This window comes from uncultured Arthrobacter sp., from assembly GCF_964021775.1.
Taxonomy (GTDB): Bacteria; Actinomycetota; Actinomycetes; order Actinomycetales; family Micrococcaceae; genus Arthrobacter.
The window spans coordinates 46688-70284 of sequence record NZ_CAXHZI010000002.1; the positions used below are offsets into that span (position 1 = coordinate 46688).

A 23597-nucleotide genomic window follows, 5' to 3' on the forward strand; every position below is an offset into this window, starting at 1 on the left:
AGTGTGCTGAGCGCTAGAGATTCTCCAGCTCGGAGCTGGGAGTCGCCTGGTCCGCAGTGGCTTCGGTCTCGGCGGCAACCTTGGCGGCGCGCTTCTCCCGCCGGCGGTCGTTGAGCAGGCAGAGACCGATCGCGGTGAAGAACAGGATCAGCATGGGCACGGCAAGGTAGAACATGCTCATCGCATCGGCGCCCGGGGCGGCCATGGCCGCGAAGAGGCAGACCAGGAACACGGTGATCCGCCAGCTCCTGAGCAGCTGCCGGCCCTTGACCAGCCCGGCCAGGTTCAGCCCGAACAGGACCACCGGCAGCAGGAAGGCGATTCCGAAGGCGAGCAGCAGGCGCAGTACAAAGGACAGGTAGACCTGGGCGCTGATGAAGTTGGAGCCGCCGGAGGGGGTGAACTCGGTGAGCACCCGCACCGCGTTGGGCAGCACCAGCCAGGCCAGCAGCACGCCGCCGACAAACAGGGGCACGGCCGCGGCCACGAACGACAGCGCCAGCCGCCGTTCCTTCTTGTGCAGTCCGGGCACGATGAAAGCCCAGAGCTGGTAAAGCCAGACGGGGCTGGCAACGATCAGGCCCAGGAACACGGAGACCTGGATCATCAGGTCGAACGAACTCGCGACGCCGTCGAAGTTCAGTGACGCCTGCCGGCCCTCGTGCTCGTTCAGGTCGCGGATCGGCTTGATCAGCGCCGCGAGCATCGGCTGGTATACGAGGAATCCGACGACGGTCCCCAGCACGACGGCGATCGCCGACTTGAAGAGCCGGTTCCGCAGCTCTTTGAGGTGATCGAGAAGGGCCATCCGGCCCTCGGGGTTCGATCGGCGGCTCATGGTTACTGCCATGTGGTTCTAGGCGCGGTTCGGCGGCGGAACGTCGGTTCCCTCGCCCGGGCGGCTCTCGGTGCCGGTGGACCGGGGGTGGTTCACGACTTTGCCTTCAACGGCGTCGGAGTCGGCCTGCGCCTCGGGCGTGCCGTCCTTCTTCATTTCGCGGACCTCGGATTTGAAGATCCGCATCGACTGGCCCAGGCTGCGGGCCATGCCCGGCAGCTTAGGTGCTGCGAAAAGCACCAGTGCCAGGACGATGATGATGATGAGATGCCAGCCTTCAAGCCTCATGCCGGGTGGTCCTTTCGTTTGAATACATCCTATGTCTAACGGAGTTCGATGTCGCGCAGCGCCTGGGGCTGGCCACGTTCCGTTTTACGCCGGATCCGGCGCAACCGCCGGGCTTCCTGACGGGCAACTTTGGATGCATGGTAATCATGTCGCATCGACGCGGGCGGGGCAAAAACAGCCGAACCCGGAACCGCGGACGGTCCGGATCCTTCCCCCGCGTCGTCGCCGTCCGAGCCTACGACGCCGACATGAACAGCGGCTGAACCGGAGGTAAGCGGCGGGGACCCGACGGCCGAGAAGCGCTCCCCCGCCTCGCCGAGCTCCTTGACCGTGGCCATGAACTGCCGGTACAGCCGCACGCCGAGCACGCCGAAGAACAACAGGGACAGCGAAACGAGCGCTATCCAGATTACGATCCAGGACCACCAAGGCATGCTGATCAGTCTAGCTGGCGTGCCGGGTGGTCCTCGTACCGGGCCAGGGCGGCGTCAAGCCAGTCCCTGGTGGCAGCCGCGAGCCCGGGCGGCTGCAGGATGCGGACGGCCCCGCCGTGCTGGGCGACGAACATCGGCAGCCAGCCGGCGCTGCCGAAACGGATTTCCGCGAGGATGTGGCCGTCGGGAAGCGCCGCCGTCCGCTCGGCGTAGTAGTCGTCAGCGAGCCCGGCGCCCTGCCTGGTCAGTTCGACAACCACCACGGCGTCGTCGTCGTTGGGGGTGAAAAGCTTGACCGGGAAACCTTCGGCAGGGGCGGCGGTCGAGGACACCGGGTGTCCGTTGGGCTGCAGGCTCTGGATGCGGTCCAGCCGGAAATTGCGCAGGCCCTGTGCGGAGTGGCAGTACGCCTCGAGGTACCAGGTGCTGTCCAGCGAGTAGAGCCGTTGCGGGTCGATGTCGCGTTCGGTGACGGCGTCCCGCTGCGGCGAGAGATAGCTCAGCCGCAACTGCGCGCCGGCGGTGATTGCCTGGCGTGCGGTCTCGAGTGTGCCGGAGTCTTCCGGCGCCACCTCCGGGCCGGACAAGGCAGCGGCCTTGAGGCCCTCCTCGCCGGCGGCGGCCATGAGCTTCAGTGTGACGGACTCCAGGGTGCCGCCTTCGGCGAGTCCGGGCAGGCCGTTGAGGGCCTCCAGCCCGGTGAGCAGGGCGCACGCCTCGTCGACGCTGAACCGGACCGGGCGTTTCAGGTCAAGGTCCTCGAAAATGTAGACGTGGTCGTCGTCCCACCGGATGTCCAGCAGATCGTCCGGGTAGCCCTCGGGCAGGCCGGAGCAGATCAGGATGCGCAGGTCGTCTTCGAGTTCCTTGCGGGTGATGCCGAACCGCGCAGCGACCTCGCTGATATGCAGGCCCTGGTTGTGCACCAGGAACGGGACCAGCTGCAGCATCCGTTTGAGCTGGTCTTCGGAGGTGCGTTTCCGCGGACGCTTGGCCGGCCCCGCGCTGGGGAACTCGACCGGCGGCACCGGGGCCGCGGCGAAGGCGGCTGCGGCGGCCAGCCGCCTCCGGACGGCGGCGTGCAGCCCGGAGGGTGCGACGACGACGGCTTTCGCGCCGTAGGAGGCCAACTCCTCGGCGAGGGTCTCCGCGTCGCGGTACGGCACGCTGAGCCGGTCGAAGCCGGCGCGCGTCGGTGCTGCTGCGGCCGCTGTGGTGCCCGCTGTGGTGCCGTCGCCGCCGTAGGCCGCGGCGCCGGGCGTCCCGCCGTCTTCGTCCCCGCGCCCGTCGTCCCCGGTGTAGGGCTCGGCACGCTTGCGCAGGCCCAGCAGCGCACCGTGGGCGACGTCGATGATCGCGTGCCGAACCGGCAGTTCGGGCAGCGCGGCGAGCTGCTCACGGACATTGAAGGACGACGGCGGACTGAAAGTCTCCTGGTCCAGCACGGTGACGGCGGAGGTGAACCGTGACAGCCGGAAGAACCGCTTGTCACTGCGGGCGCGGTCGTGGCCGACGAGGTACCACTGCCCGAAGCGGCTGCCCAGCCCCCAGGGCTCGACCGTCCGCGTCTGCTCCTGGCCGGTGCTGCCGGCCAGGTAGCTGAAGCTGACCGGGTGTTGGGCGTGGATGGCGGAGACGAGATCCTCGAAGGCCTGACCGGCCGGCCGGATGCGCGGCTGGACGCCCGCGGGGAGCTCCGCGTCCTGCAGGCCGCCGGCGGCCTGCAGCTTGCGGACGGCGTCACGGGCGGCGGACCCGAGGGCGGCCCGTTCCCAGAGCTGCGCCGCGAGAATCAGGACGGTGCACTCGGCCGGGGTGAGGCTGACGTCCGGGAGCCGGTTGGATTCCTTGCCGATCCGGTACCTGGTGGTGGCCGGATCGTCGGAGCCCCAGCCCTTGTCCGTGACGGTCTCCACGTCGAAGCCGAAGTGGCGGAGCTCGCCCTTGTCCCGCTCGAACATGCGGCCGAAGGCGGCCTCCGAGCTGGTGGTGTCATGGTAAACGTTGTGGCGCAGTTCGCTGCGGCGCAGACCATACTTGGTGTTGAGCAGCGCGATGAGCAGGTTCAGGAGTCGTTCAGTACGTGAGGCGGACACTCCGCAAGGGTACTAAAGTCCCCGCCGCCAAAACGGAGAAAGCGCGGTAACAGCCGGAAGAACTTTCCGATTGTTACCGCGCTTTCGACTGCTATGCAGGGAACAGGTGGGTGGGTGGGCCCACGCCGGCGAGGGCCCCGGCCCGAGCTTGCGAGGGCAGGGAGCCGGTGGGGACTAGCGGACGGCGACGAGGTCGACGACGAAGATCAGGGCCTCGTTGGGGCCGATCGCTCCGCCTGCGCCGCGGGCGCCGTAGGCCATCTCGGAGGGGATCTCCAGCCGGCGGCGGCCGCCGACCTTCATGCCCAGCAGACCCTGGTCCCAGCCCTGGATGACCTGGCCGACGCCGACCCGGAAGTCCAGGGGTGCGCCCCGGCCCCAGGAGGCGTCGAACTCTTCGCCGGTGGACCAGGCCACGCCGACGTAGTGGGTGGAGACGGTGTCGCCGGCCTTGGCCTCGGCGCCGTCGCCCTCGATCAGGTCGGTGATGACGAGTTCGGTGGGTACGTCGCCCTCGGGGAAGTCAATTTCCGGCTTCTGGCGGTCGAGGTTGCGCTGTCCAAATGACATGGTTGCTCCTTCTTGGGTGGCTTGCTGAATCTGCGGGTGGTTACTTGACGCCGAGGATGTCGACGACGAAGACGAGGTCGCCCTTGGCATCGCCCTGGCCCTTGTCGCCGTAGGCGAGGTCCTTGGGGATGACCAGGAGGACGCGGGAGCCGACGGTCTTGCCGGCGAGGCCCTGGGTCCAGCCCTTGATCACGCCGTTGAGCGGGAACGTGGCCTTCTTGCCGCTGTCGAAGCTGGAATCAAAGACCTTGCCGCCGGCCAGCGTGACGCCGACGTAGTTCACGGTGACGGTGTCGGTTTCCTTGACCGCCTGGCCCTTGCCCTTGATCAGGTCCTGGGAGATGAGTGCCTTGGGCGCGGCGACGCCCTTGACCGAGATGACCGGAACGCCCTTGTCGTTTTCGGTCACGGTGGGCAGGCCGGCCGGCGGGGTCACGGCGTCGCCTTCGGGCTTGTCCAGGACCTTGGGGGCGTCCTTGGCGGCGAGGATCTTGATGACGAGCAGCTGCGCGGGCTGGGCGGCGCCGCCCTCGGCGCTGGCGGCCTTGCCGGGGACGGCCAGGGCCAGCTGGGAGCCCACCTTGGCGCCGACGAAGGCGTTGTAGATGACGGCGCTGCCGGTCTTGAGCTCATCGTTCAGCTCAAGCTTCTCGGGGTCCTTCGCAAAGGTATCTTCGAGGGTGGAGCCGTCCTTGCCGTTGAAGGCGACGATGGAGATGTCCGCGACCTGGTTGGCTTTGACGCGGTCGCCGTTGCCTTCCGTGACCACCTTGATGGTGGGGTCTTTGACCTCAAGCGGCTTGGTGAACTCAACGCCGGGCGCCTTCTTGTCGCCGTTCTCGGTCAGTTTCAGGGAGTCCAGCTTCGCGGTCTCACCGGCGGACTGGCTGGTGGGCTCCGGGGCGGCGGGCTCGCCGCCACCACAAGCGGTGAGCAGCAGCAGTCCGGGGAGGAGAATTGCTAATAGTCGGCGCACGTAAGAACTTTCGTCGGGGCAGGATGGACGCTTCGCCGGACGGTAGCCAGCGGCAAAGCACGCGGTGGCCGTGAAACGGCACCTCCCCCAGAATAACGCGGAAAGCTGGGTATCAGCCCATAGAGTCCAGCAGGGCGTCCACCCGGTCGTCCACACTCCGGAAGGGATCCTTGCACAGGATGGTCTGGTGCGCGCGGTCGTTGAGCTTCAAATGCACCCAGTCAACGGTGTAGTCCCGGCCCAGTTCCTGGGCCCGCCGGACAAAGTCGCCGCGCAGTTTGGCCCGGGTGGTCTGCGGCGGGGCGTCGACGGCGTCCTTGACGGCGGTGTCGTCGACGACGCGCCGGGCCGCCCCGCGGGACTGCAGCAGGTAGAAGAGGCCGCGGCTGCGTGAAATGTCGTGGTAGGTGAGATCCAGCTGGGCGATCCGCGGGGCATCCAGTTCCAGGCCGTGCCGCTCACGGTAGTTGTCCATCAGCTTCTTCTTGATGGCCCAGTCCACCTCGGTGTCGATGGTGGCGGTGTTGCCGCTTTCAATCGCGTCCAGGGTGCGTTCCCAGAGGTCCAGGATGAGCGGCACGTGCGCGTTGTGGGCTCCGCGGTCGGCTACGAATTCGGTGACCTTGGTCAGGTACTCGCGCTGGATCTCCAGGGCGGTGAGCTGCCGGCCGTTGGCGAGGCGCACCAGCGCGCGGCCGCTGAGGTCGTGGGAAATCTCGCGGATGCTGCGGATCGGGTTTTCCATCCGCATGTCGCGCATGATCACACCGGCCTCGATCATCCGCAGGATCAGGTCCACCGTCCCGACCTTGAGCAGCGCCGTGGTCTCGGACATGTTCGAGTCCCCGACGATCACGTGCAGGCGGCGGTAGAACTCGGCGTCGGCGTGCGGCTCGTCGCGGGTGTTGATGATGGGCCGGGACCGGGTCGTGGCGGAGGAGACTCCCTCCCAGATATGGTCCGCGCGCTGGGAGAACGCGTAGGTGGCACCGTGCGGGGTCTTCAGGATCTTTCCCGCCCCGGCGATCAACTGGCGGGTCACCAGGAACGGGATCAGGATTTCAGCCAGCCGGGAGAACTCCCCGCGGCGGGGTATCAGGTAGTTTTCGTGGCTGCCGTAGGAGTTGCCCGCCGAGTCGGTGTTGTTCTTGAACAGGTACACGGTGCCGTTGAAGCCTTCGGCCGCGAGGCGTTCCTGCGCCTCGTCCACGAGGTCGTCCAGGATGAGTTCGCCGGCCCGGTCGTGGGCGATCAGCTGCGCGAGGTCATCGCACTCGGCGGTGGCGTACTCGGGGTGCGAACCGACGTCGAGGTAGAGCCGGGATCCGTTGGTGAGGAACACGTTGGAGGACCTCCCCCAGCTGACCACCTTGCGGAAGAGGTAGCGGGCCACCTCCTCCGGCGCCAGCGGGCGGGATTCCGGGCTGGAATAGGAAATTCCGAACTCGGTTTCGATTCCGAAGATGCGCTTGTCCATGTCAGTTCTCCTCAGCCAGCAGTGCCTCGACGTCGGCGTCGTCGAGGCGGCGGAAAGCGCGGCGGGTGCCGCGGCTGCTTTCGGAGCCGCGGTCCAGCACGGCGACCTCCACGGCCGACGCCGGCAGCGCGGCGGCTTCCTTGTCCGCTATCAGTCCGGCCAGGGCCAGCCGGATGGCCCCTGCGAAGTCGAGTTCGCCGCGCCAGCCTGCCGCGACCGCTTCGGACACCTTGTCCGCCTGGCCGCCCATCACGATGAACCCGTGCTCGTCGGCGATCGACCCGTCGAAGGTCAGTCGGTACAGGTGGTCCGATTCCTGCCCGGGCCCCACTTCGGCCACCGCCAGCTCCACTTCGAAGGGTTTCTGCTCGGCCGTGAACACCGCACCGAGGCTTTGCGCGTAGACGCTGGCCAGGCCCCGGGCTGTGACGTCCTCGCGGTCGTAGGAGTAGCCGCGAACGTCAGCGTACCGCACCCCGGCCTGGCGCAGGCTCTCGAACTCGTTGTATTTGCCGACCGCGGCGAAGGCGATCTTGTCGTAAATCTCGCCGATCTTGTGCAGCGACGGCGACGGGTTCTCCGCCACCAGCGCAATACCGTCCCGGCAGCTGATGACCACCACAGAACGCCCCCGCGCGATGCCTTTCCGGGCGAAGTCCGCCCGGTCCTTCATCAGCTGTTCCGGGGAGACATAGAACTGCTGGGTCATCTCAGGCCTCCCGCTGGGCCACGGCCCGGGACTCGATGATGGCGCCGGCAACCGCGGCGAGTTCGCGCTCCGGGACCCGGATGGCACCGGAGCGGCTCACGGTGTAGACCACCGGCCACAGCTGCCGGACCGGGTCCGGTCCGCCCGTGGCGGAGTCGTCGTCGGCCGCGTCATAGAGCGCTTCAACGGCCACCTGGACGGCGTCCGCCTCGGAGAGGTTGGGCCGCCAGAGCTTCTTCAGCGCGCCGCGGGCAAACATGGATCCCGAACCCACGGTGTGGTGTTCCTGCTCCTCGTAGCGGCCGCCGGTCACATCGTAGGAGAACAGCCGGCCGACGCCGGCGGGCCGGTCAAATCCGGCGAACAGCGGGATGACCGCGAGGCCCTGCATTGCCATCGGCAGGTTTCCGCGGATCATGGCGCCGAGCCGGTTGGCCTTGCCGTCCAGGCTCAGCTGGGTGCCTTCGATTTTTTCGTAGTGCTCGAGTTCCACCTGGAACAGCCGGGTGATGTCCAGCGCGATGCCTGCGGTTCCGGCAATGCCGAGGACGGAGTACTGGTCAGCGGGAAACACCTTCTCGATGTGCCGGCTGGCGATCACGTTGCCCATGGTCGCGCGGCGGTCCCCCGCCATCAGCACTCCCCCGGCGTAGGTCATAGCCACGATGGTGGTCGCGTGCGGGGTCTGGAGCGGCGCGGCGGCGGGGCCGGAGGGCAAGCCGTGCGGGAGGGCGTTGTACGGCAGCAGTTCGGGCCGTGAACGCTGCAGGTGCTCGGTGAATGAGGACGTCGCGTTCGCTGCTACCTGGTTGGCTGATGATTCCTGCACTGGTGCACTCCCTCAACGTAGTGGATCAACGACTTCCGGTATTCAGCCCTGTATATGCGCAGTTCCGGTCCTCCCTCGCTGGCGGCCGCGCCCGGGCGGGCTACTGGCCACCCTTCTGGACGAAAGCCCGGACGAACTCCTCGGCGTTGGACTCCAGCACGCCGTCAATCTCATCGAGCAGGTCGTCCACGCCCTGGGTCGCGGCCGAGGCCTGCGCTTCGGGTGCCGCGGGAGGCGCGGGGATGTCTTCCTCGACCTCGGTGTCGCGGGACTGCGGCTGCTGCTGCTCCTGGCCTGCCATTGTTTTCTCCTTCTATCCCACTGTTTAATCGCACTGGCTGTCCCCTCCTGCACAGGACATCCTGTAAGCCATATTGCCACGCCCGGACCCCGTACGGGGGGTCTTTGGGCCTACGAACCGGGCGGCAGCCCCAGCAGCTCCGCCAGGAACGGCCCGGCCTCCCGGTGCCGGGCGAACAGGCCCCCGGTCAGGGCCTCCGTCCCGCGCAGCGGTTCGCGGGTTGGCACCCGCTGCAGCTTGCCGCGGCCGGGCAGGTCAAAGATCACCGAATCCCAGCTCGCCCCCACAAGATCGGTGCCGAAGCGGCTGACGCAGCGGCCGCGGAAGAACGCCCTGGTGTCCGACGGCGGTTCGGTGACCGCCCGGGCGATCGCTTCGTCGTCGACGATCCGCTGCATCCGGTCGCGGGCCAGCAGCCGGTGGTAGAGGCCCTTCTCGGGGCGGATGTCGGCCCATTGCAGGTCCACCAGCCCCAGCCGCGCATCGGACCAGTCCAGCCCGTCGCGCTGGCGGTAGCCCTCGAGCAGGGAGAGCTTGGCCAGCCATTCCACGGTCGACGCGGCGGCCGCCCGGTCGCTGTCCAGTTCGGTCAAGGTCGCGGACCAGCGCTCCAGCACCGCATGGGTATGCCCGTCGCCGTCGACGGCGTCCGCCACGCCGGTGTCCTGCGCGAGCTTGGCGGCGGCCTCGAAGTACATCCACTGCAGGTCCAGGGCGGTGACGCGGCGCCCGTCGAGCAGCCGCAGCGTCGCGGTGAGCGAGGTGTCGTGGCTGACCGCCTGCAGGGCGGCCACCGGCTCGTGGACCTCGACGCGGGGCGCCAGGCCCGCCTCGATCAGGCTCAGGACCATGGCAGTGCTGCCGAACTTCAGGAAGTTCGCGCCCTGGCTGAGGTTCGCGTCGCCGATGATGACGTGCAACCGGCGGTACTTGTCAGCCGTGGCGTGCGGTTCGTCCCGGGTGTTGATGATGGGGCGCCGGATGGTGGTTTCGAGTCCCACCTCGGTTTCGAAGAAGTCGGCCCGCTGGCTGATCTGGTAGCCGGGCCGTGAACTGTCCTGGCCCAGGCCGACGCGGCCGGCGCCGCACATGATCTGGCGGGTGATGAAAAACGGTGTCAGCCCCCGGGCTATGTCACCGAACGGGACCGAGCGGGGCATCAGGTAGTTCTCGTGCGAGCCGTAGGAAACCGACTTGTTGTCCGTGTTGTTCTTATACAGGTTGATCGGCGGGAGGTCCGGGTCAGCGGCCAGCCGGCGGACCGCGGCCAGCGCCACGAGGTCCCCCGCGGCGTCCCAGGTCACGGCGTCGCGCGGGGTGGTCACTTCCGGGCTGGAATATTCGGGGTGCGCGTGGTCCACATAAAGCCGGGCGCCGTTGCCCAGCACCATGTTCATCAGCAGCGAGCCGGACTCGTCCTCGCCGTCGTGGTCCAGTTCGGCACGGCCGTAGGCGAGGGCGATCGCTTCCGCGTCCAGCGCCGGCGGCCGGTCGGTGAGCTGTTCCGGTTCGGCGGCGCTCCGCTCCAGGGTCCAGCCCCGGGCGTCGTGCAGCGGCTCCTCGTCGGTATAGTCCCACCGGGTCTCGGCGCCTCCGGCGGCGCGCTGCCGCGTCACCTGGGCGTACGCCTGGATCACCCGGGCCGACATCATGGTGGCGTTCGCTCCCGGTGCGGAGGGCGCGTGGATGCCGTATTCGGTCTCCGAGCCCATCACCCGCATGGCGCCGCCGACGGGCAGGCCTCCGGACACCGCTGCGGGCCCCGCGGTCACAGGTACTGGCCCGTGCTGGGCATCGTCTCGATGGACTTCCCGGGCTCCTGGCCGGCCTTGCCTTGGACGATGGTGCGGATGTACGTGATGCGTTCGCCCTTCTTTCCCGAAATCCGAGCCCAGTCGTCCGGGTTGGTGGTGTTGGGCATGTCCTCGTGCTCCCGGAACTCGTCGATCACGGCCCGGAGCAGGTGGTCGATGCGCAGGCCCTTCTGCCCGCTGGTAAGAAGGTCCTTGATGGCGGACTTCTTGGCGCGGTCCACTACGTTCTGCACCACGGCGCCGGAGTTGAAGTCCTTGAAGTAGAGCATCTCGGTGTCGCCGTTGGCGTAGGTGACCTCAAGGTACTCGTTGGACTTCTCGGTGGAGTACATGGCTTCCACGGTGCGCTGGATCATGGCGTCCACCGTCGCCTGGATGTCGCCGTTGTGCTCGGCCAGGTCCTGCTCGTGGAAGGGCAGGTCCGTGGTGATGTACTTGTTGAAGATGTCCGCCGCGGCTTCAGCGTCGGGGCGCTGGATTTTAACCTTCACGTCCAGCCGGCCCGGCCGCAGGATGGCCGGATCGATCATGTCCTCCCGGTTGGAGGCGCCGATCACGATCACGTTGTCCAGCCGCTCCACGCCGTCGATCTCGCTGAGCAGCTGCGGCACGATGGTGGTCTCGACGTCGGAGGAGATGCCGGTGCCGCGGGTGCGGAACAGCGAGTCCATCTCGTCGAAGAACACCACCACGGGGCTGCCCTCGGAGGCCTTTTCACGGGCCCGGGCGAAGATCAGCCGGATGTGCCGTTCGGTTTCCCCCACGTATTTGTCTAGGAGCTCGGGCCCCTTGATGTTCAGGAAGTAGCTCTTCATGTCCGTCTTGCCGGCGCGCTCGGCAGCCCGCGCCGCAAGCGAGTTGGCCACCGCCTTGGCGATAAGCGTCTTGCCGCAGCCCGGCGGGCCGTAGAGCAGGATGCCCTTGGGCGCCTTGAGACCGTGTTCCCGGTACAGGTCCGGGTGCAGGAACGGCAGTTCGACGGCGTCACGGATCTGTTCGATTTGCGGTCCCAGACCGCCGATGTCCTGGTAGGTGATGTCCGGGACTTCTTCGAGGACAAGGTTCTCGACTTCGGACCGCGGGATCTTCTCCAGCGCGTAGCCCGTGCGGCTATCGATCGAGAGCGCGTCCCCTACCCGCAGTTTCTGCGCCAGGAGTGCGCCGGAGAGCCGGATGACCCGCTCCTCATCGGCGCGGCCCACCACCAGGGCGCGGTCAGATCCCAGCATTTCCTTGAGCGTGACCAGATCGCCGGCGCGTTCGTAGCCGAGGCCGGCCACCACCAGCAGGGCCTCGTTGAGCAGGACTTCCTGCCCGACGGCGAGCTGGTTGATGTTCACCAGCGGGCTGATGCCCACCCGCATTTTGCGTCCGGCGTTGAAGATGTCCACGGACTCTTCGGTGGCGGCCTGGCCGCTGCTGCCCGGCTCCGGGTGGCGCTTCGGGTTCAGCTGCAGGATGGTGCCGAAGCTGTACGGCGGCTGGCCTTCCTGGTCCAGGGCGTTTTTCAGCCGCAGGATCTCGGCCTTGGCCGTTTCCAGCATGCCGACCAGCTTCGAGTTGTTCTGCGTGGCCGCGGCCAGCTGGCGGTCGATATGGCGGAGCTTGTCGCGCAGGATATTCACCTGGCGCTCGGCGACGGACAGCTCATTGGCGGCGTAGCCGTCGACGTCAGCTGCCCCCGCGCGTTCCGCCCGTGCGGCAGCGGCAGCCGCCTGGGCCTCGTCCTCCGCCGGCGTCCGGCCGTGGTCGGTGTTCGGAGTCTCCATCATGCATCAGCCCCTTCAGTACTTCTATTAAGACCATAGCCCCAAGTCGGCGGGTGCTGCCGAAGACTTCCGAAATACGGACTAGTTCGTAACCTCGGGGTCGTCCTTGACGTTGGTGCCGGCGATCGCGTCGCGGGCGGCCCGGCGCAGCTTCTTGTCCGAGACCGCCCGCTCGCCGACGGCGCCGGGGGTCCAGGCGTTGACGTCTTCGGCGTCGAATTCGGTCTTGGACGGCCGGCGCTTCACGGAGATGCCGGTCACGCCGTCGGCCAGCCGGCGGGTGACCAGCAGGAATCCGGTGTGCGCAACCATCCGGTGGTCCGGGCGGACGGCGAGCCCCTCGAGGTGCCAGCCGCGGACCATGGATTCCCACGCGTCCGGCTCGGTGAAGCGGCCGTCGGCGCGGATGGCCTCCGCGGTGCGGGACAGCTGGGTGACGGTCGCGACGTAGTTGATCCACACGCCGCCCGGGGCCAGCACGGTTGCGACGGCGTCGAGGCATTCCCACGGCGCGAGCATGTCCAGGACCACCCGGTCCACGGAGCCGGGAGCCTCGGTGCGCACGACCTCGTCCTGGAAATCGCCCAGGCTGATCTGCCACGCCGGGTGCGGGCCGCCGAAGATCGTCTCGACGTTGCCGCGGGCGATGTCGGCGAATTCCTCCCGCCGTTCGAACGAGTGCAGGTAGCCGTTGTCCCCGACCGCGCGCAGCAGCGAAATGGACAGCGCACCGGAACCGACGCCGGCTTCGACCACCCGGGCGCCCGGGAAGATGTCCGCCATGGTGACGATCTGGCCGGCGTCCTTGGGGTACACCACGGCGGCGCCGCGCGGCATCGAGAGCACGAAGTCCGAGAGCAGCGGGCGGAGCGTCTGGTACTGCTGGCCGACGTTGTTGACCACGACGGAGCCGTCCGGCTTGCCGATGATTTCGTCGTGGTTGAGGAAACCGCGGTGCGTGTGGAACGCCCCGCCGGCCTCAAGGCTGATGGTGTTCATCCGGCCGCGTTCGTCCGTGAGCTGCACCCGCTCGCCTTCACGGAACGGCCCGCGGCGCCGGTTCGCGCCGGTCGGCGCGTTGGCTGGCGCAGCGCCTGCTGCCGGGCCTGTGGCAGTGGCTGGCGCCGGGGTGCTGTTCGCGGCTGTGCTCGCCGCGGCTGTGCTGGCCCCGTTGGGGGTGCCGCTGGCGGCAGTGTCGCTGCTCATGAGATGTTTCCTCGCTCCTGTAAAGCTTTGGTGGCCGCGGATGTGGCGGCTGGCACCGGCCCGCGTCGTTGGGCCGGGAAATTCACGACCGGCAGGTAACTCTACCGGTTCTAGTCCTGATCACGGCCCTCGCCGCCGGCCTGTGAACCGGCGGCCTGTGAACCGGCGGCACTTGGCGGCTGCTTGCCGGTCAGGGCGTTGAGGACGGTCAGCTGGCGCAACAGGCCCGTGACGGTTCCGCCGTCGTTGACCACCGCGTAGTCCGATCCTTCGAGCTGGGCGAGGTAGGCAAGCAGTTCGGCGCCGCGGTCGGCTTCCTTGACGTACGCGCCCGCGGCCAGCGGATAGGACACGGCGGTCGCCGGGGTGGCGGCGGCCAGTGCGGCGGGAACGTCCGCCGCGGCGGCTTCGTCGACGACGGCGGACGGCCGTTGATCCGGGCCGTAGAGCACGACGGCGGGAACCCCGCGCGGCGAGTGCCGCAGCACGTCCAGGACGGAGGCGGTGTCCGGCAGGCCCACCGCCGGCTCGGCGAGGGCGGCGGCGTCTACCAGGTGCAGCCGGCTCCGGTAGCGGGCCTGCTGGATCGAGGCGCTGGCACCCATCCAGAGGAAGCTGCCCACCAGGAGGGTGATCAGCATCAGCGAGGTGTCCGGCCGGTTGCCGCTGAGCAGGGGCAGGACCACGAACCAGACGGCGAGGGCGATCACGATGATCCTGCCGGCCCAGCCTGCCGCGATGGTGCCCTTCTCGTGACTGCCGGTGGCCTTCCAGACCGCGGATTCCACCAACCGGCCGCCGTCCAGCGGCAGCCCGGGCAGCACGTTGAAGATGCCGATCAGCAGGTTGGCCCAGACGAAGATGTTAGCCAGGGTGTCCGCCACGCCCTCCAGCTGCCCGCCGGAGACCAGCAGCCAGCCGCCGGCCGCGAGGATCAGGTTGGCGGCGGGACCGGCCATGGCAACCAGTACGGACCGGCCCGGCGAGGCGGTGAACTCTTCGAACTGGGTGTGGCCGCCCCACAAGTTAAGGACGATCTTCTGGGTGGGCCAGTGGTAGAGCCGGGCGGTGAGCGCGTGGGCAAGCTCATGGACCAGGACGGAGATCAGCAGCAGCACCGAATAAGCGAACGCCACGAGGTAGGCGGTGGCGCCCAGCCGGGGGTCGTTGTGGGCCAGCACCGGGCCGTAGGCAATCACTGTGAAAGCCGCGATGGCGAACCATGAGTAGGCCAGCACCACGGGGATGCCGCCGATCCGGCCCAGCGGAATCCCGCCGCGAAGCGAAAAGGGACGTTCCTCCGGCTGCTGCTTCGGCCGCGGCGCCGACGGTTCAGTCAAGGCCCCGCCCTCCGGTGCCGGCGGCCTGTGCCAGGCCTGCACCGGCAGCTTCGTGCCGGAGCGCGATGAGTTCTTCAAGATCCGCGACGGTGCGCCCGGCCAGGGTCTCCCACGTCGCGCGCCGCGGATCGTCCGGCAGCGGGACGATGTGCGGGATGGCGACGGTGAGGACGCCGGAGGCCACGGCCGCGGCAACCCCGGGGGCGGAGTCTTCCAGTGCCACACAGTGCCGGTGGTCCAGGTCGGGGTCCTCCTGTTGCAGGAGTTCCACGGCCTTCAGGTAGGCCTCGGGGTGCGGCTTGCCCTGCGTGACCGTGTCCCCGGTCACCAGGAACTCGAAATAGGGTTTGGGCAGGCTGGCAACGATCTCCCGCGCCAGCGGCGCCTCGGACATGGTGACCAGGGCGCAGCGCACGCCTGCCGTATGCAGCTCGTCCAACAGCTCGCGTGCGCCGGGACGCCACGGCACGGACTCCCGGACCAGGCTGACGACATGCCCGGTGAGGGTGTCAATGATGTCGCGCACTTCCAGGGCCACGCCGGCGTCCTGCAGGATGCCGGCCGAGTAGACCAGCGACTGGCCCACGAGTTGCATGGCCTTCTCATGCGACCACTGTCCGCCGTGCGCGGCCACGAGGGCGTGTTCGGCTTCAATCCAGTACCGTTCGGTGTCCACGATGGTGCCGTCCATGTCCCATAACGCGGCTTTGAGCAGGGGCTGGGAGGCTGTGGATCGCATGTCCCTCAGTCTACGGTGCGGGCCCGGCGCGGCATCCAACGCTACGCCGATGGCGAATTTCGGGGTACTCGGGACGGGTGCCTTCCTGCGCGCGCCCGGGACTTGGACGTAGGGTGAACACATGAATAGCTTCGAGCCAGACACCACGGAAACGGGCGTCACGCCCGAGCCGGAGCGGCTGCTGCAGCCCGTGCCCGAGGGCCAGCGCATCACCGTAATGCTTGCGGCCTTCGAAGGCTGGAACGACGCCGGCGAAGCCGCGAGCGATGCGCTGCGCTACCTGAACAAGCTTTGGGGCGGCAAGAAGGTGGGCTCAATTGACGCTGACGAGTACTACGACTTCCAGTTCACCCGCCCCACGATCCGCCGCACCGCATCCGGTGAACGGAAGATCAAGTGGCCGTCCACCCGGATTTTCAAGGCCAGCGTGCCCGGTTCCAACGTGGATGTCATCTTTGTCCAGGGCACCGAGCCGTCCTACAAGTGGCGCGCCTACACGGCCGAACTGCTGGTGCACGCCGAAGCGTTGAAGGTGGACTACGTGATCCTGGTCGGGGCGTTGCTGGCGGATGTGCCGCACAGCCGCCCCATCCCGGTCAGCGCCTCGACTGACGACGCAGCGCTGCGGGAGCGGATGGACCTGGAGGCATCCCAGTACGAGGGCCCCGTGGGGATTGTCGGGGTCCTCGCGGAGGTGGCCCTGCTGGCCGGGCTGCCCACGGTCTCGCTCTGGGCCGCCGTCCCGCACTACGTGGCCCAGGCGCCCTCGCCCAAGGCCCAGCTGGCCCTGCTGAACCGAATCGAAGAGCTCCTGCAGGTCCCGTTGGACACGCAAGAACTGGTGGAGGACGCGGACGCGTGGGAACGCGGTGTGGACGAACTCGCCACCGAGGACCCGGAGATCGCCGCCTACGTCCGCCAGCTCGAGGAAGCCAAGGACACCGCGGACCTGCCCGAGGCCAGCGGCGAGTCGATCGCCCGCGAGTTTGAGCGCTACCTTAAGCGCCGCGGCAAGGACAAACCCTAGGGCTGCAGCCCGGGGAGGCGCATGCTGCCCGGCGCGACGCAAAAGCGCTGGCGACACCGGAAATCCGGGTGTCGCCAGCGCTTTTTCGTGTCGCCCGCCTGCTGGCGGGCCGCCGGACTTAGAGTTCGACGCCGAGCAGCGCGTCGACGGCGTCGCTCACCAGTGCCGCGTCGGCGGCCGAAGCGGCACCCTCTGCTGATCCGTCCGCCAGCGCTGCCGCGGCCCAGGCGTCTACGGCTGCGAGGGCGCGCGGGGCGTTGAGGTCGTCCGAGAGCGCAGCCCGCAGTTCTGCGACGAGCGGTCCGGCCGAGCCTGCCGGGGCGGTCTGGAGGGCGGCCCGCCAGGTGCGGAGCCGGTCTTTAGCCTCGGCGAAGCCCTCCTCGGTCCAGGACCAGTCGCTGCGGTAGTGGTGGGCCAGGATGGCCAGCCGGATCGCGCCGGGTTCTTCGCCGGCGGCACGGAGCTTGGAGACGAGGACGAGGTTGCCCTTGGACTTGCTCATCTTTTCGCCCTCAAGGCCCACCATGCCGGCGTGCGCGAAATGTTTGGCCAGCGGAACGCCGGTCAGCGAGTACGCGTGCCCTGCACCCATCTCGTGGTGCGGGAAGACCAGGTCGGACCCGCCGCCCTGCACCGTAAACGGTGCGGGCAGGTATTTTTGCGCGATCACGGTGCATTCAATGTGCCAGCCGGGGCGCCCCTCCCCCAGTTCCCCGCCGGGCCAGCTGGGCTCGCCCTCCCGGGCCACCCGCCAGAGCAGCGGGTCCAGGGCCTGGCGCTTCCCGGCCCGGCCGGGGTCGCCGCCGCGCTCGGCAAACAGTTCCAGCATTTCGGCATCCGAGAGCCCGGAGATGGAACCCAGCGTCCAGGCGTCCCGCGCCTCGGCGGAATGCTTTCCGGCGGCCTCGACGTCGTAGTAGACATCACCGTCGGGCTCGCCGGCGGTGCCGGACACCCGGTAGGCCAGCCCCCGCTTCAGGAGGGATTCGATCGCCGGCACAATCAGCGGCACGGCCTCGACGGCGCCCACGTAGTTGTCCGGGGCCAGCACGTTGAGCGCTTCCATGTCGGTCTGGAACAGCTCGATCTGGCTGGCGGCGAGCTCACGCCAGTCCACGCCGGTCGCCGTCGCACGCTCCAGCAGGGGATCATCGACGTCGGTCACGTTCTGCACGTAGGCGACCCGCTGGCGCCCGTCGCGCCAGGCCCGGTTGAGCAGGTCAAAGGCGACGTAGCTGGCCGCGTGGCCCATGTGCGTGGCGTCGTACGGGGTGATGCCGCATACGTACATGGACTGTTCCCCCGTCGCCTCGAGGGTGACGAGGCCGCCCTTGGCGGTGTCAAAAAGGCGAAGCGCGGGCATGCTGCCCGGGAGCTGGGGAACAGGGCGGGAGATCCAGGATTTCACAACCCAAGCCTAGTGCTAGGCGCTGATGACATTGAAACCGAGCAGCAGGTACAGCGCCAGGCCCAGGAAGATGCGGTACCAGACGAAGAGCCGGTAGCTGCGGGTGGAGACGTACTTGAGGAACCAGCCGATGATGAGGTAGCCCACCACGAAGGCAATGGCGGTGGCCAGGCCGGTCTCGGGCAGGCCGTAGGGTCCGGTGATCCCGTCCTTGGAAACCACCTTGTAGAGCTGGTACAGGCCACTGCCGAACACGGCAGGGATCGCGAGCAGGAACGAGTAGCGGGCGGCGGCCTCCCGGGTGTATCCCATCAGCAGGCCGGCGGTGATGGTGCCCCCGGAGCGGGACACCCCGGGGATGAGGGCCATCGCCTGCGCGAGCCCGTAGAGGATGCCGTGCTTGTAGCTGAGTTTGGTCAGGTCACGTTCCTGGCGGCCGACGGCGTCGGCGACGGCGAGGATCATGCCGAAGACGATCAGGGTGGTGGCGACAATCCACAGGCTGCGGAGGACCGATTCGATCTGGTCCTGGAAGAGCAGGCCAAGGACGATGATGGGCAGGCTGCCCAGGATCACGAGCCAGCCCATCCGGGCATCCGGGTCCTGCCGGGACACCTTGCCGGTGAGCGAGCCGAACCAGGCCCGGACAATCCGGACGATGTCGCGCCAGAAGTAGACAATCACCGCAGTTTCCGTACCCAGCTGGGTGATGGCGGTGAAGGCGGCCCCGGGGTCGGCTGCGTTCGGCAGGAACGCCCCCACGATCCGCAGATGGGCGCTGGAGGAAATCGGGAGGAATTCTGTCAGTCCCTGCACAAGGCCCAGAAAGGCCGCTTCTAACCAGTTCACGTTTATAGACCCTACGTTATGGAGGTTCCGAAGCATCGTAAGCTTGCAGGCATGCAGCAGCGTTATGTCGGCAACAGTGGGTTGCGTGTCTCGTCCCTTTCCCTTGGCACTATGTCGTGGGCCGGTGAGACCGATGAACAGGATGCCGCCGGGCTGCTCCGGGCTTTTGTCGACGGGGGCGGCACACTGATTGACACCGCGGCGTCCTACGCCGGCGGCGGGGCGGAGGTCATGCTCGGCGGAATGCTCGGCGACGTCGTCGCCCGCTCCGAAGTGGTGATCTCCACCAAAGCCGGCCTGACGACGTCGGGCGGGCGGCGCAGCGTCGACACCTCCCGCAACGGGATGCTCTCCGGCCTGGACGCCAGCCTGGCCCGCCTCGGCACCGACTACGTGGACCTCTGGTTCGCCCAGGCCTGGGATCCGAACGTGCCGCTGGAAGAAACTCTCTCCGCCCTGGAATTCGCTGTCCGCTCCGGCCGGGCACGCTACGCCGGAGTCTCCAACTTCAACGGCTGGCAGACGGCCAAGGCCGCCGCCGTGGCGGGCTTCCCGCTGGTGGCCTGCCAGGCCGAGTACTCCTTGCTGCAGCGCAAGGCCGAGGACGAGCTGATCCCGGCCATCGAAGATGCGGGGCTGGGCCTGATGGCGTGGGGCCCGCTGGGACGCGGCGTCCTGACGGGCAAGTACCGCGGCCATATTCCCGCCGATTCCCGGGCCGCGCAGCAAAAACTGGCCGGCTACGTGGAGCCCTATCTCGAAGGGGCCGCCTCCAGCGTGGTAGAGGCGGTGGCCATGGCGGCCAAGGGACTGGGACGCACCGCGCTGGACGTCTCGCTGAGCTGGCTGCTGTCCCAGCACGGGGTCGCTACAGCCGTGGTGGGCGCTCGGACGCCGGTCCAGCTGAAGGAAATCATGGACGCGGTGCTGGCGCCGCTGCCGCCCGAAATCGCCACCGCACTGGAGGATGTCTCGAGCCCGTCCTGATCGTGGCCAATCTTTCTGCCGTTTCCGGGCGGACTCCCGGGTAGCGGTCCTAATCTGGGGCCATGAACCTGCAGAACCTTGCGATCACAACCGGCGTCGTGCCTGTGGTCCTCTACCTTCTGGCGGCGGCGGCCCTGGCCTGGCTGGTCTGGGGCCACCGACGGCATCTGAGGAGGCGGGTTCCGGCCGCGGCCGTGGCCGCAGTGGTTCTCAGCGCCCTCGCCTGGCTGTTAACCGAGCGGGTGTGGAACCTCTGGGGCGCGCCCTTGCCCAAACGTGTCTACGTCTACGCCGGCCTCGGCATCCTGGCATTGCTCCTGGTTGTGCCGAAGATCCAGGACCTGCGCCGGCTGACGGCGCGCGTCGCCGTGCTGCCCGCAGCGCTCGTCGTCGTCCTGGCCTCAGGGTCGCTGATTAACCAGAACTTCGAGTACTACCCCACCCTGGGTTCCGTTTTCGGGGATACGGGCGTCAAGATTGAAACCCTGGACCAGTTCAAGAGCCAGGAACGGCGGGACCCGCAGCCGCGCCAGGGACAACCACCGACCACGCTGTCGAACTGGACGGCGCCGGCGGGCATGCCGGGTTCGGGGACCGTGGTCCGAGCGTTGATCCCGGCGCCGCTCTCCCATCAGGTGTCCTCCGCAGCCTTTGTGTATCTCCCCCCGGCATACCTGGCCACCCCCCGGGCCGACCTGCCGGTCCTGGTCCTCATCCACGGCGTCCCGGGTGAACCCTCCAACTGGCTGCGCAACGGCCGGATCGCCCAGTTCATGGACGATTATGCGTCCTCGCACAAGGGGCTGGCGCCGATCGTGGTGATGCCCGACGCCGGCGGGAAGGGAGCCAATTACCCGCCGCTGTGCCTGAACAGCAAGCAGGGGCAGGCCGGAACGTACCTGAGCCGGGACGTGCCGAACTGGGTCAAGGCGACGTTCGGGGCCGGCCGGCACTCCAGCAGCCAGTGGGCGGTAGGCGGGTTCTCTTACGGCGGGACCTGCGCGATGCAGCTGGCCATCAACTACCCGGGGGTGTACCCCACCTTCATCGACAGTTCCGGCGAAAACCAGCCGACCATCAGGCAGGGACACCAGGTGCTCCTGCAGGAATACTTTGGCGGCAGCGTCGCCGAATTCAAGAAGCAGAACGCTCTCGACGTCATCAAGACCCGCGCGTATCCGGGTACCGCCGGGATCATCTCCGTCGGCGCCGCGGATTCTTTCTACCGGCCCCAGGGCGTTCAGGTCTACCAGGCCATGAGGAGCGCAGGCATCAACGTCCAGTTCCAGGAAGCACCCGGCGGACATGCCTGGACAGCCTGGAAATACGGCGTCGAGAAGAACATGGACTGGCTGATGGGCCGTCTGGGCGTCACCGGCTAAACTGCCGCCGCGGGACCGCAGGACCCGGCGCCGGCGGCCGCCAGCCCTCCTGCGGCAACGGCGGCCGTCACCCGATAACGCCGCGGACCAGTCTGGCCGTATGCCGGAGGGACATGGTGGGCATGTACGCCTCGGTGAGCGCCCGGCCGATGACCGGGAGCGCCAGAGGGTCGTGGTACATCATGTAGAGAGTCCGGTGCCGGGGGTGGAAGCGCTGTTTGAACGCCGCCAGCGACCGGAAACCGTACACCGGTTCCAGCACCGCGCCCAGCCAGTCAAGGAAGCGGCCGACCGCGGCGCCGTCGGTGGATTCGGGTGCCGCGTCACCGCCGTGGGGCGGCGCCAGCGGCGAGCCGGACAAGGAAATCTGGTCCATGGTTCCGTCGAAATGCAGCACGGCGGAGGCAATCAGGAACTCCATCACGCCCTTGAAGCCGTCCGGGCTCCGGCGCATGAAATCGAGCGTGCGGCCGGCGACGGCTCCGTCCTTGAACACCGGCAGCCAACTGGTCACACCGTGGACCTTACCGGCGGAATCCACCGCCAGACACAGCAGCACGTTCTCGTCCTTGAGTTCCTCGAGGCCGCCCAGGGTGAACCCCATCTCCGGCAGGGTCTTCTCGGAGACCCACGCCTCGGAGATTTCGTGTACCTGGGTCCGCAGTGAACCTGTGAGCTCGGCGTAGGTACACCACCTGGCCTCAACGGCCAGCTTCCTGGCTTTGTTCAGGGCCGTGCGGACTCCCTGCCACTGACTGCCTTTGAACTCGATCGTGTCCAGCGGCAGCAGGGTTTCCTCAGCCACCCTCACCCGGCTGAACCCGAGGTCCCGGAGCTGCGGCCAGTGTTCGTCCGTAACGGAGTACCAGCACGGCGAGAGCGACTGTTGAGCACAGAACGCCGTGAAGGCCTCAACGGCCGGTTCGAAGTCCTCGGGTTTGCCGAAGGGCCCGCCGACTGTCAGCGCCACGTTGTAGTGGATCTGGTAGGCGATGCCCACCGTCTCGGCGTCGTTGAACCAGTATTGGTTGTTGGGCCAGAGCGCCATCCAGGACAGCGAGCCGCCGCCCTGGCGTACCAGCCGCCGGGCCAGCGAGATGCCGCTGTCCGCACGGAGGTCCCGGAGTTTCCGGCTGACGAACATGGCGAGGATGCTGACCAGGCAGATGAACCAGAACACGGCGCCGCCATAACTGAAGATCAGCGGCGACCACACTCCGTGCGGGTAGACCGAGACCGAGTACCGGAACGAGAACGGATACGGCAGGAACATCCGCGGCAGGGTGGCCAACAGGGCCAGCAGCCCGGCCCGGTGGTAGTAGTTGTCCTCGGCGAACCACGCCACCACGTATCCCGTAACGAACAGGGCGAAAACGCCAGCCAGGAGGATCAGCGAACGGCGGCCCAGGACCGGGTCGGCGTCGACGTTGAAGTGCCTCCGGGCGGCGAACAGCGCCGCCGCTATCAGCAACGGCACCAGCACTACGGGGAGGACCTCCGCAACGCCCGAGTCCACCGAGAGCAGCCGTGACCCGCTCCGCACGGACCGTCCGAACTGGGCGAAAAGCTGCAGGTAGACGGCGGACAGGACACCAATGACCAACTGGACGGAAATCGTCACCCACAGGGCGGCGCGGTTTCCCCGGCGCAGCCCCTCCGCGCAGACCAGCAGGAGCACCAGGGGAACCAGGGCCAGGGCCTCCCCGCCCGGGCCGCGCAGCCCCGGGCTGTGGATGATCTGAAGGCAGGAAAGGTCGACCGCGGCCGAGCAGCTGGCCTGCAGATCGTTGATAGTGGGGAGCGGGTTGACAATCAGGTTCCTGAGCACGGCCAGTGGCCCCGAGGGTGCCTTCGCCAGACTGGCCAGCACCGGTCCGGCCGCGAAAACTGCCACCACCATGGACAGCAGTGCCCTGACTTCCCGGCTGGTGGAATGGGTCAAGCGGCCGCCGCCGTGCCTGCCGCCCATCACCACACCGATGCCGAGCCCGGAGACCACACCCAGCAGGGTGTGGAGGTTTTGCGGATGCCCGATATAGAGCAGGAGCATCACCGTCACGGCGATGCCCACCGACCGGATTCTTCGGCGCCAGAGGGCGCTGATCCGCGGGCTAGCGGCCATCACGGAGGCCAGGGACGCGGCGAACGGCCCCATCGGCCCGGGATGGCGCAAAGCGGACAGCCATTCGCTGCCGACGGCAGCCCCGAGATCGGCCACCGCGAAATACAGGAGCAGCGCCCCGAGGTGTCCGGCGAGGAAGGCGAGGGCGGCCCGGCCGATTCCCAAGGTTGTTTCGGCCAGGCCGACGCACCCCAGGATGACGGCTGTCGCCAGGACATAGGAGGCGAACGGTCCGGGAAAGAGCGCGGAGGTGAACACTGGCCACCATGGGCCGCGCACCAGCAAGTCCGGGTCCGCGGTCACTGCGGTCCGGAGCCCGGCCGGAGGCCCGGAGATCACGGAGCCGGTGAAAATTCCAACTGCCCACAGCAGCAACACCATGGACAGCGCCAACGGGATCCTGCAGATACTCCGGCCCCAACGCCTGAGCAGCCGG

21 protein-coding genes are annotated in these 23597 nt (G+C 68.0%); 3 read left to right on the forward strand and 18 right to left on the reverse strand.

Annotated features, from left to right (window positions below):
* Nucleotides 1-13: 13 nt before the first annotated feature.
* The 15 genes from tatC to ABIN76_RS02180 form a co-directional block, all read right to left on the reverse strand.
* Nucleotides 14-808, reverse strand: a complete 795-nt coding sequence (gene tatC, locus ABIN76_RS02110) for a twin-arginine translocase subunit TatC (protein ID WP_346958333.1) — start codon at nucleotides 806-808, stop codon at nucleotides 14-16.
* Between the two features lie 48 nt (nucleotides 809-856).
* Entirely contained in the window at nucleotides 857-1126 is a 270-nt protein-coding gene (gene tatA, locus ABIN76_RS02115) for a Sec-independent protein translocase subunit TatA (RefSeq protein WP_346958073.1), read from the reverse strand.
* A 35-nt stretch (nucleotides 1127-1161) separates the two neighbouring features.
* Complete coding sequence (locus ABIN76_RS02120; protein WP_346958074.1) at nucleotides 1162-1560, reverse strand: hypothetical protein; 399 nt, start codon at nucleotides 1558-1560, stop codon at nucleotides 1162-1164.
* 5 nt (nucleotides 1561-1565) lie between these two features.
* Nucleotides 1566-3656, reverse strand: a complete 2091-nt coding sequence (locus ABIN76_RS02125) for a WYL domain-containing protein (RefSeq protein ID WP_346958075.1) — start codon at nucleotides 3654-3656, stop codon at nucleotides 1566-1568.
* A gap of 174 nt (nucleotides 3657-3830) precedes the next feature.
* Nucleotides 3831-4226 carry an FKBP-type peptidyl-prolyl cis-trans isomerase gene (locus ABIN76_RS02130; RefSeq protein WP_175323652.1) on the reverse strand — a complete coding sequence of 132 codons (396 nt, stop codon included), beginning with the start codon at nucleotides 4224-4226 and terminating at the stop codon, nucleotides 3831-3833.
* A gap of 40 nt (nucleotides 4227-4266) precedes the next feature.
* Nucleotides 4267-5202 carry an FKBP-type peptidyl-prolyl cis-trans isomerase gene (locus ABIN76_RS02135; RefSeq protein ID WP_346958076.1) on the reverse strand — a complete coding sequence of 312 codons (936 nt, stop codon included), beginning with the start codon at nucleotides 5200-5202 and terminating at the stop codon, nucleotides 4267-4269.
* A 112-nt stretch (nucleotides 5203-5314) separates the two neighbouring features.
* Nucleotides 5315-6679 carry a Pup--protein ligase gene (gene pafA, locus ABIN76_RS02140; protein WP_346958077.1) on the reverse strand — a complete coding sequence of 455 codons (1365 nt, stop codon included), beginning with the start codon at nucleotides 6677-6679 and terminating at the stop codon, nucleotides 5315-5317.
* Nucleotide 6680: 1 nt separating this feature from the next.
* Nucleotides 6681-7388 (reverse strand): proteasome subunit alpha, encoded by a 708-nt coding sequence (gene prcA / locus ABIN76_RS02145; RefSeq protein ID WP_346958078.1) that lies wholly within the window; start codon nucleotides 7386-7388, stop codon nucleotides 6681-6683.
* A 1-nt stretch (nucleotide 7389) separates the two neighbouring features.
* On the reverse strand, nucleotides 7390-8217 hold the full coding sequence (gene prcB, locus ABIN76_RS02150; protein WP_346958079.1) for a proteasome subunit beta: 828 nt from the start codon (nucleotides 8215-8217) through the stop codon (nucleotides 7390-7392).
* A gap of 100 nt (nucleotides 8218-8317) precedes the next feature.
* On the reverse strand, nucleotides 8318-8518 hold the full coding sequence (locus ABIN76_RS02155; protein WP_146337557.1) for a ubiquitin-like protein Pup: 201 nt from the start codon (nucleotides 8516-8518) through the stop codon (nucleotides 8318-8320).
* 110 nt (nucleotides 8519-8628) lie between these two features.
* The gene (gene dop / locus ABIN76_RS02160; RefSeq protein WP_346958334.1) at nucleotides 8629-10239 is read right to left on the reverse strand and encodes a depupylase/deamidase Dop; all 1611 of its coding nucleotides are present in this window, start codon (nucleotides 10237-10239) and stop codon (nucleotides 8629-8631) included.
* 47 nt (nucleotides 10240-10286) lie between these two features.
* Entirely contained in the window at nucleotides 10287-12101 is a 1815-nt protein-coding gene (arc, locus tag ABIN76_RS02165) for a proteasome ATPase (protein ID WP_346958335.1), read from the reverse strand.
* An 81-nt stretch (nucleotides 12102-12182) separates the two neighbouring features.
* Nucleotides 12183-13307, reverse strand: coding sequence for a tRNA (adenine-N1)-methyltransferase (locus tag ABIN76_RS02170; RefSeq protein ID WP_346958080.1), 1125 nt, complete (start codon nucleotides 13305-13307; stop codon nucleotides 12183-12185).
* A 110-nt stretch (nucleotides 13308-13417) separates the two neighbouring features.
* Nucleotides 13418-14647 (reverse strand): site-2 protease family protein, encoded by a 1230-nt coding sequence (locus ABIN76_RS02175; RefSeq protein WP_346958081.1) that lies wholly within the window; start codon nucleotides 14645-14647, stop codon nucleotides 13418-13420.
* Entirely contained in the window at nucleotides 14640-15386 is a 747-nt protein-coding gene (locus ABIN76_RS02180; protein ID WP_346958082.1) for an HAD family phosphatase, read from the reverse strand. Before ABIN76_RS02180 ends, ABIN76_RS02175 begins: the two co-directional genes overlap by 8 nt.
* Nucleotides 15387-15507: 121 nt before the next feature.
* On the opposite strand from ABIN76_RS02180, the gene ABIN76_RS02185 reads away from it, so the two are divergent.
* Entirely contained in the window at nucleotides 15508-16413 is a 906-nt protein-coding gene (locus ABIN76_RS02185; protein WP_346958083.1) for a PAC2 family protein, read from the forward strand.
* Nucleotides 16414-16531: 118 nt separating this feature from the next.
* On the opposite strand, the gene mshC is transcribed toward ABIN76_RS02185, so the two are convergent.
* Both mshC and ABIN76_RS02195 read right to left on the reverse strand, forming a co-directional pair.
* Entirely contained in the window at nucleotides 16532-17821 is a 1290-nt protein-coding gene (gene mshC / locus ABIN76_RS02190; protein WP_346958084.1) for a cysteine--1-D-myo-inosityl 2-amino-2-deoxy-alpha-D-glucopyranoside ligase, read from the reverse strand.
* Nucleotides 17822-17836: 15 nt separating this feature from the next.
* Complete coding sequence (locus ABIN76_RS02195) at nucleotides 17837-18670, reverse strand: undecaprenyl-diphosphate phosphatase (protein ID WP_346958085.1); 834 nt, start codon at nucleotides 18668-18670, stop codon at nucleotides 17837-17839.
* Nucleotides 18671-18721: 51 nt separating this feature from the next.
* Here ABIN76_RS02195 and ABIN76_RS02200 point away from each other — a divergent pair, with 51 nt between their 5' ends.
* A complete protein-coding gene (locus tag ABIN76_RS02200; protein ID WP_346958086.1) occupies nucleotides 18722-19657 on the forward strand; it encodes an aldo/keto reductase in 936 nt (311 codons plus the stop codon).
* 62 nt (nucleotides 19658-19719) lie between these two features.
* Complete coding sequence (locus ABIN76_RS02205; RefSeq protein WP_346958087.1) at nucleotides 19720-21039, forward strand: alpha/beta hydrolase-fold protein; 1320 nt, start codon at nucleotides 19720-19722, stop codon at nucleotides 21037-21039.
* Between the two features lie 67 nt (nucleotides 21040-21106).
* Here the strand turns inward: ABIN76_RS02205 and ABIN76_RS02210 are convergent, their stop codons facing one another.
* A complete protein-coding gene (locus ABIN76_RS02210; RefSeq protein WP_346958088.1) occupies nucleotides 21107-23542 on the reverse strand; it encodes a DUF2156 domain-containing protein in 2436 nt (811 codons plus the stop codon).
* Between the last annotated feature and the right edge of the window lie 55 nt (nucleotides 23543-23597).

Coding starts and splice junctions, on each gene's coding strand:
- tatC (WP_346958333.1), bottom strand. CDS start 808: ATGGCCCTTCTCGATCACCTCAAAGAGCTGCGGAACCGGCTCTTCAAG.
- tatA (WP_346958073.1), bottom strand. CDS start 1,126: ATGAGGCTTGAAGGCTGGCATCTCATCATCATCATCGTCCTGGCACTG.
- ABIN76_RS02120 (WP_346958074.1), bottom strand. CDS start 1,560: ATGCCTTGGTGGTCCTGGATCGTAATCTGGATAGCGCTCGTTTCGCTG.
- ABIN76_RS02130 (WP_175323652.1), bottom strand. CDS start 4,226: ATGTCATTTGGACAGCGCAACCTCGACCGCCAGAAGCCGGAAATTGAC.
- pafA (WP_346958077.1), bottom strand. CDS start 6,679: ATGGACAAGCGCATCTTCGGAATCGAAACCGAGTTCGGAATTTCCTAT.
- prcA (WP_346958078.1), bottom strand. CDS start 7,388: ATGACCCAGCAGTTCTATGTCTCCCCGGAACAGCTGATGAAGGACCGG.
- ABIN76_RS02155 (WP_146337557.1), bottom strand. CDS start 8,518: ATGGCAGGCCAGGAGCAGCAGCAGCCGCAGTCCCGCGACACCGAGGTC.
- dop (WP_346958334.1), bottom strand. CDS start 10,239: ATGCGGGTGATGGGCTCGGAGACCGAATACGGCATCCACGCGCCCTCC.
- arc (WP_346958335.1), bottom strand. CDS start 12,101: ATGGAGACTCCGAACACCGACCACGGCCGGACGCCGGCGGAGGACGAG.
- ABIN76_RS02170 (WP_346958080.1), bottom strand. CDS start 13,307: ATGAGCAGCGACACTGCCGCCAGCGGCACCCCCAACGGGGCCAGCACA.
- ABIN76_RS02180 (WP_346958082.1), bottom strand. CDS start 15,386: ATGCGATCCACAGCCTCCCAGCCCCTGCTCAAAGCCGCGTTATGGGAC.
- ABIN76_RS02185 (WP_346958083.1), top strand. CDS start 15,508: ATGAATAGCTTCGAGCCAGACACCACGGAAACGGGCGTCACGCCCGAG.
- ABIN76_RS02200 (WP_346958086.1), top strand. CDS start 18,722: ATGCAGCAGCGTTATGTCGGCAACAGTGGGTTGCGTGTCTCGTCCCTT.
- ABIN76_RS02205 (WP_346958087.1), top strand. CDS start 19,720: ATGAACCTGCAGAACCTTGCGATCACAACCGGCGTCGTGCCTGTGGTC.
- ABIN76_RS02210 (WP_346958088.1), bottom strand. CDS start 23,542: ATGGTGTTGCTGCTGTGGGCAGTTGGAATTTTCACCGGCTCCGTGATC.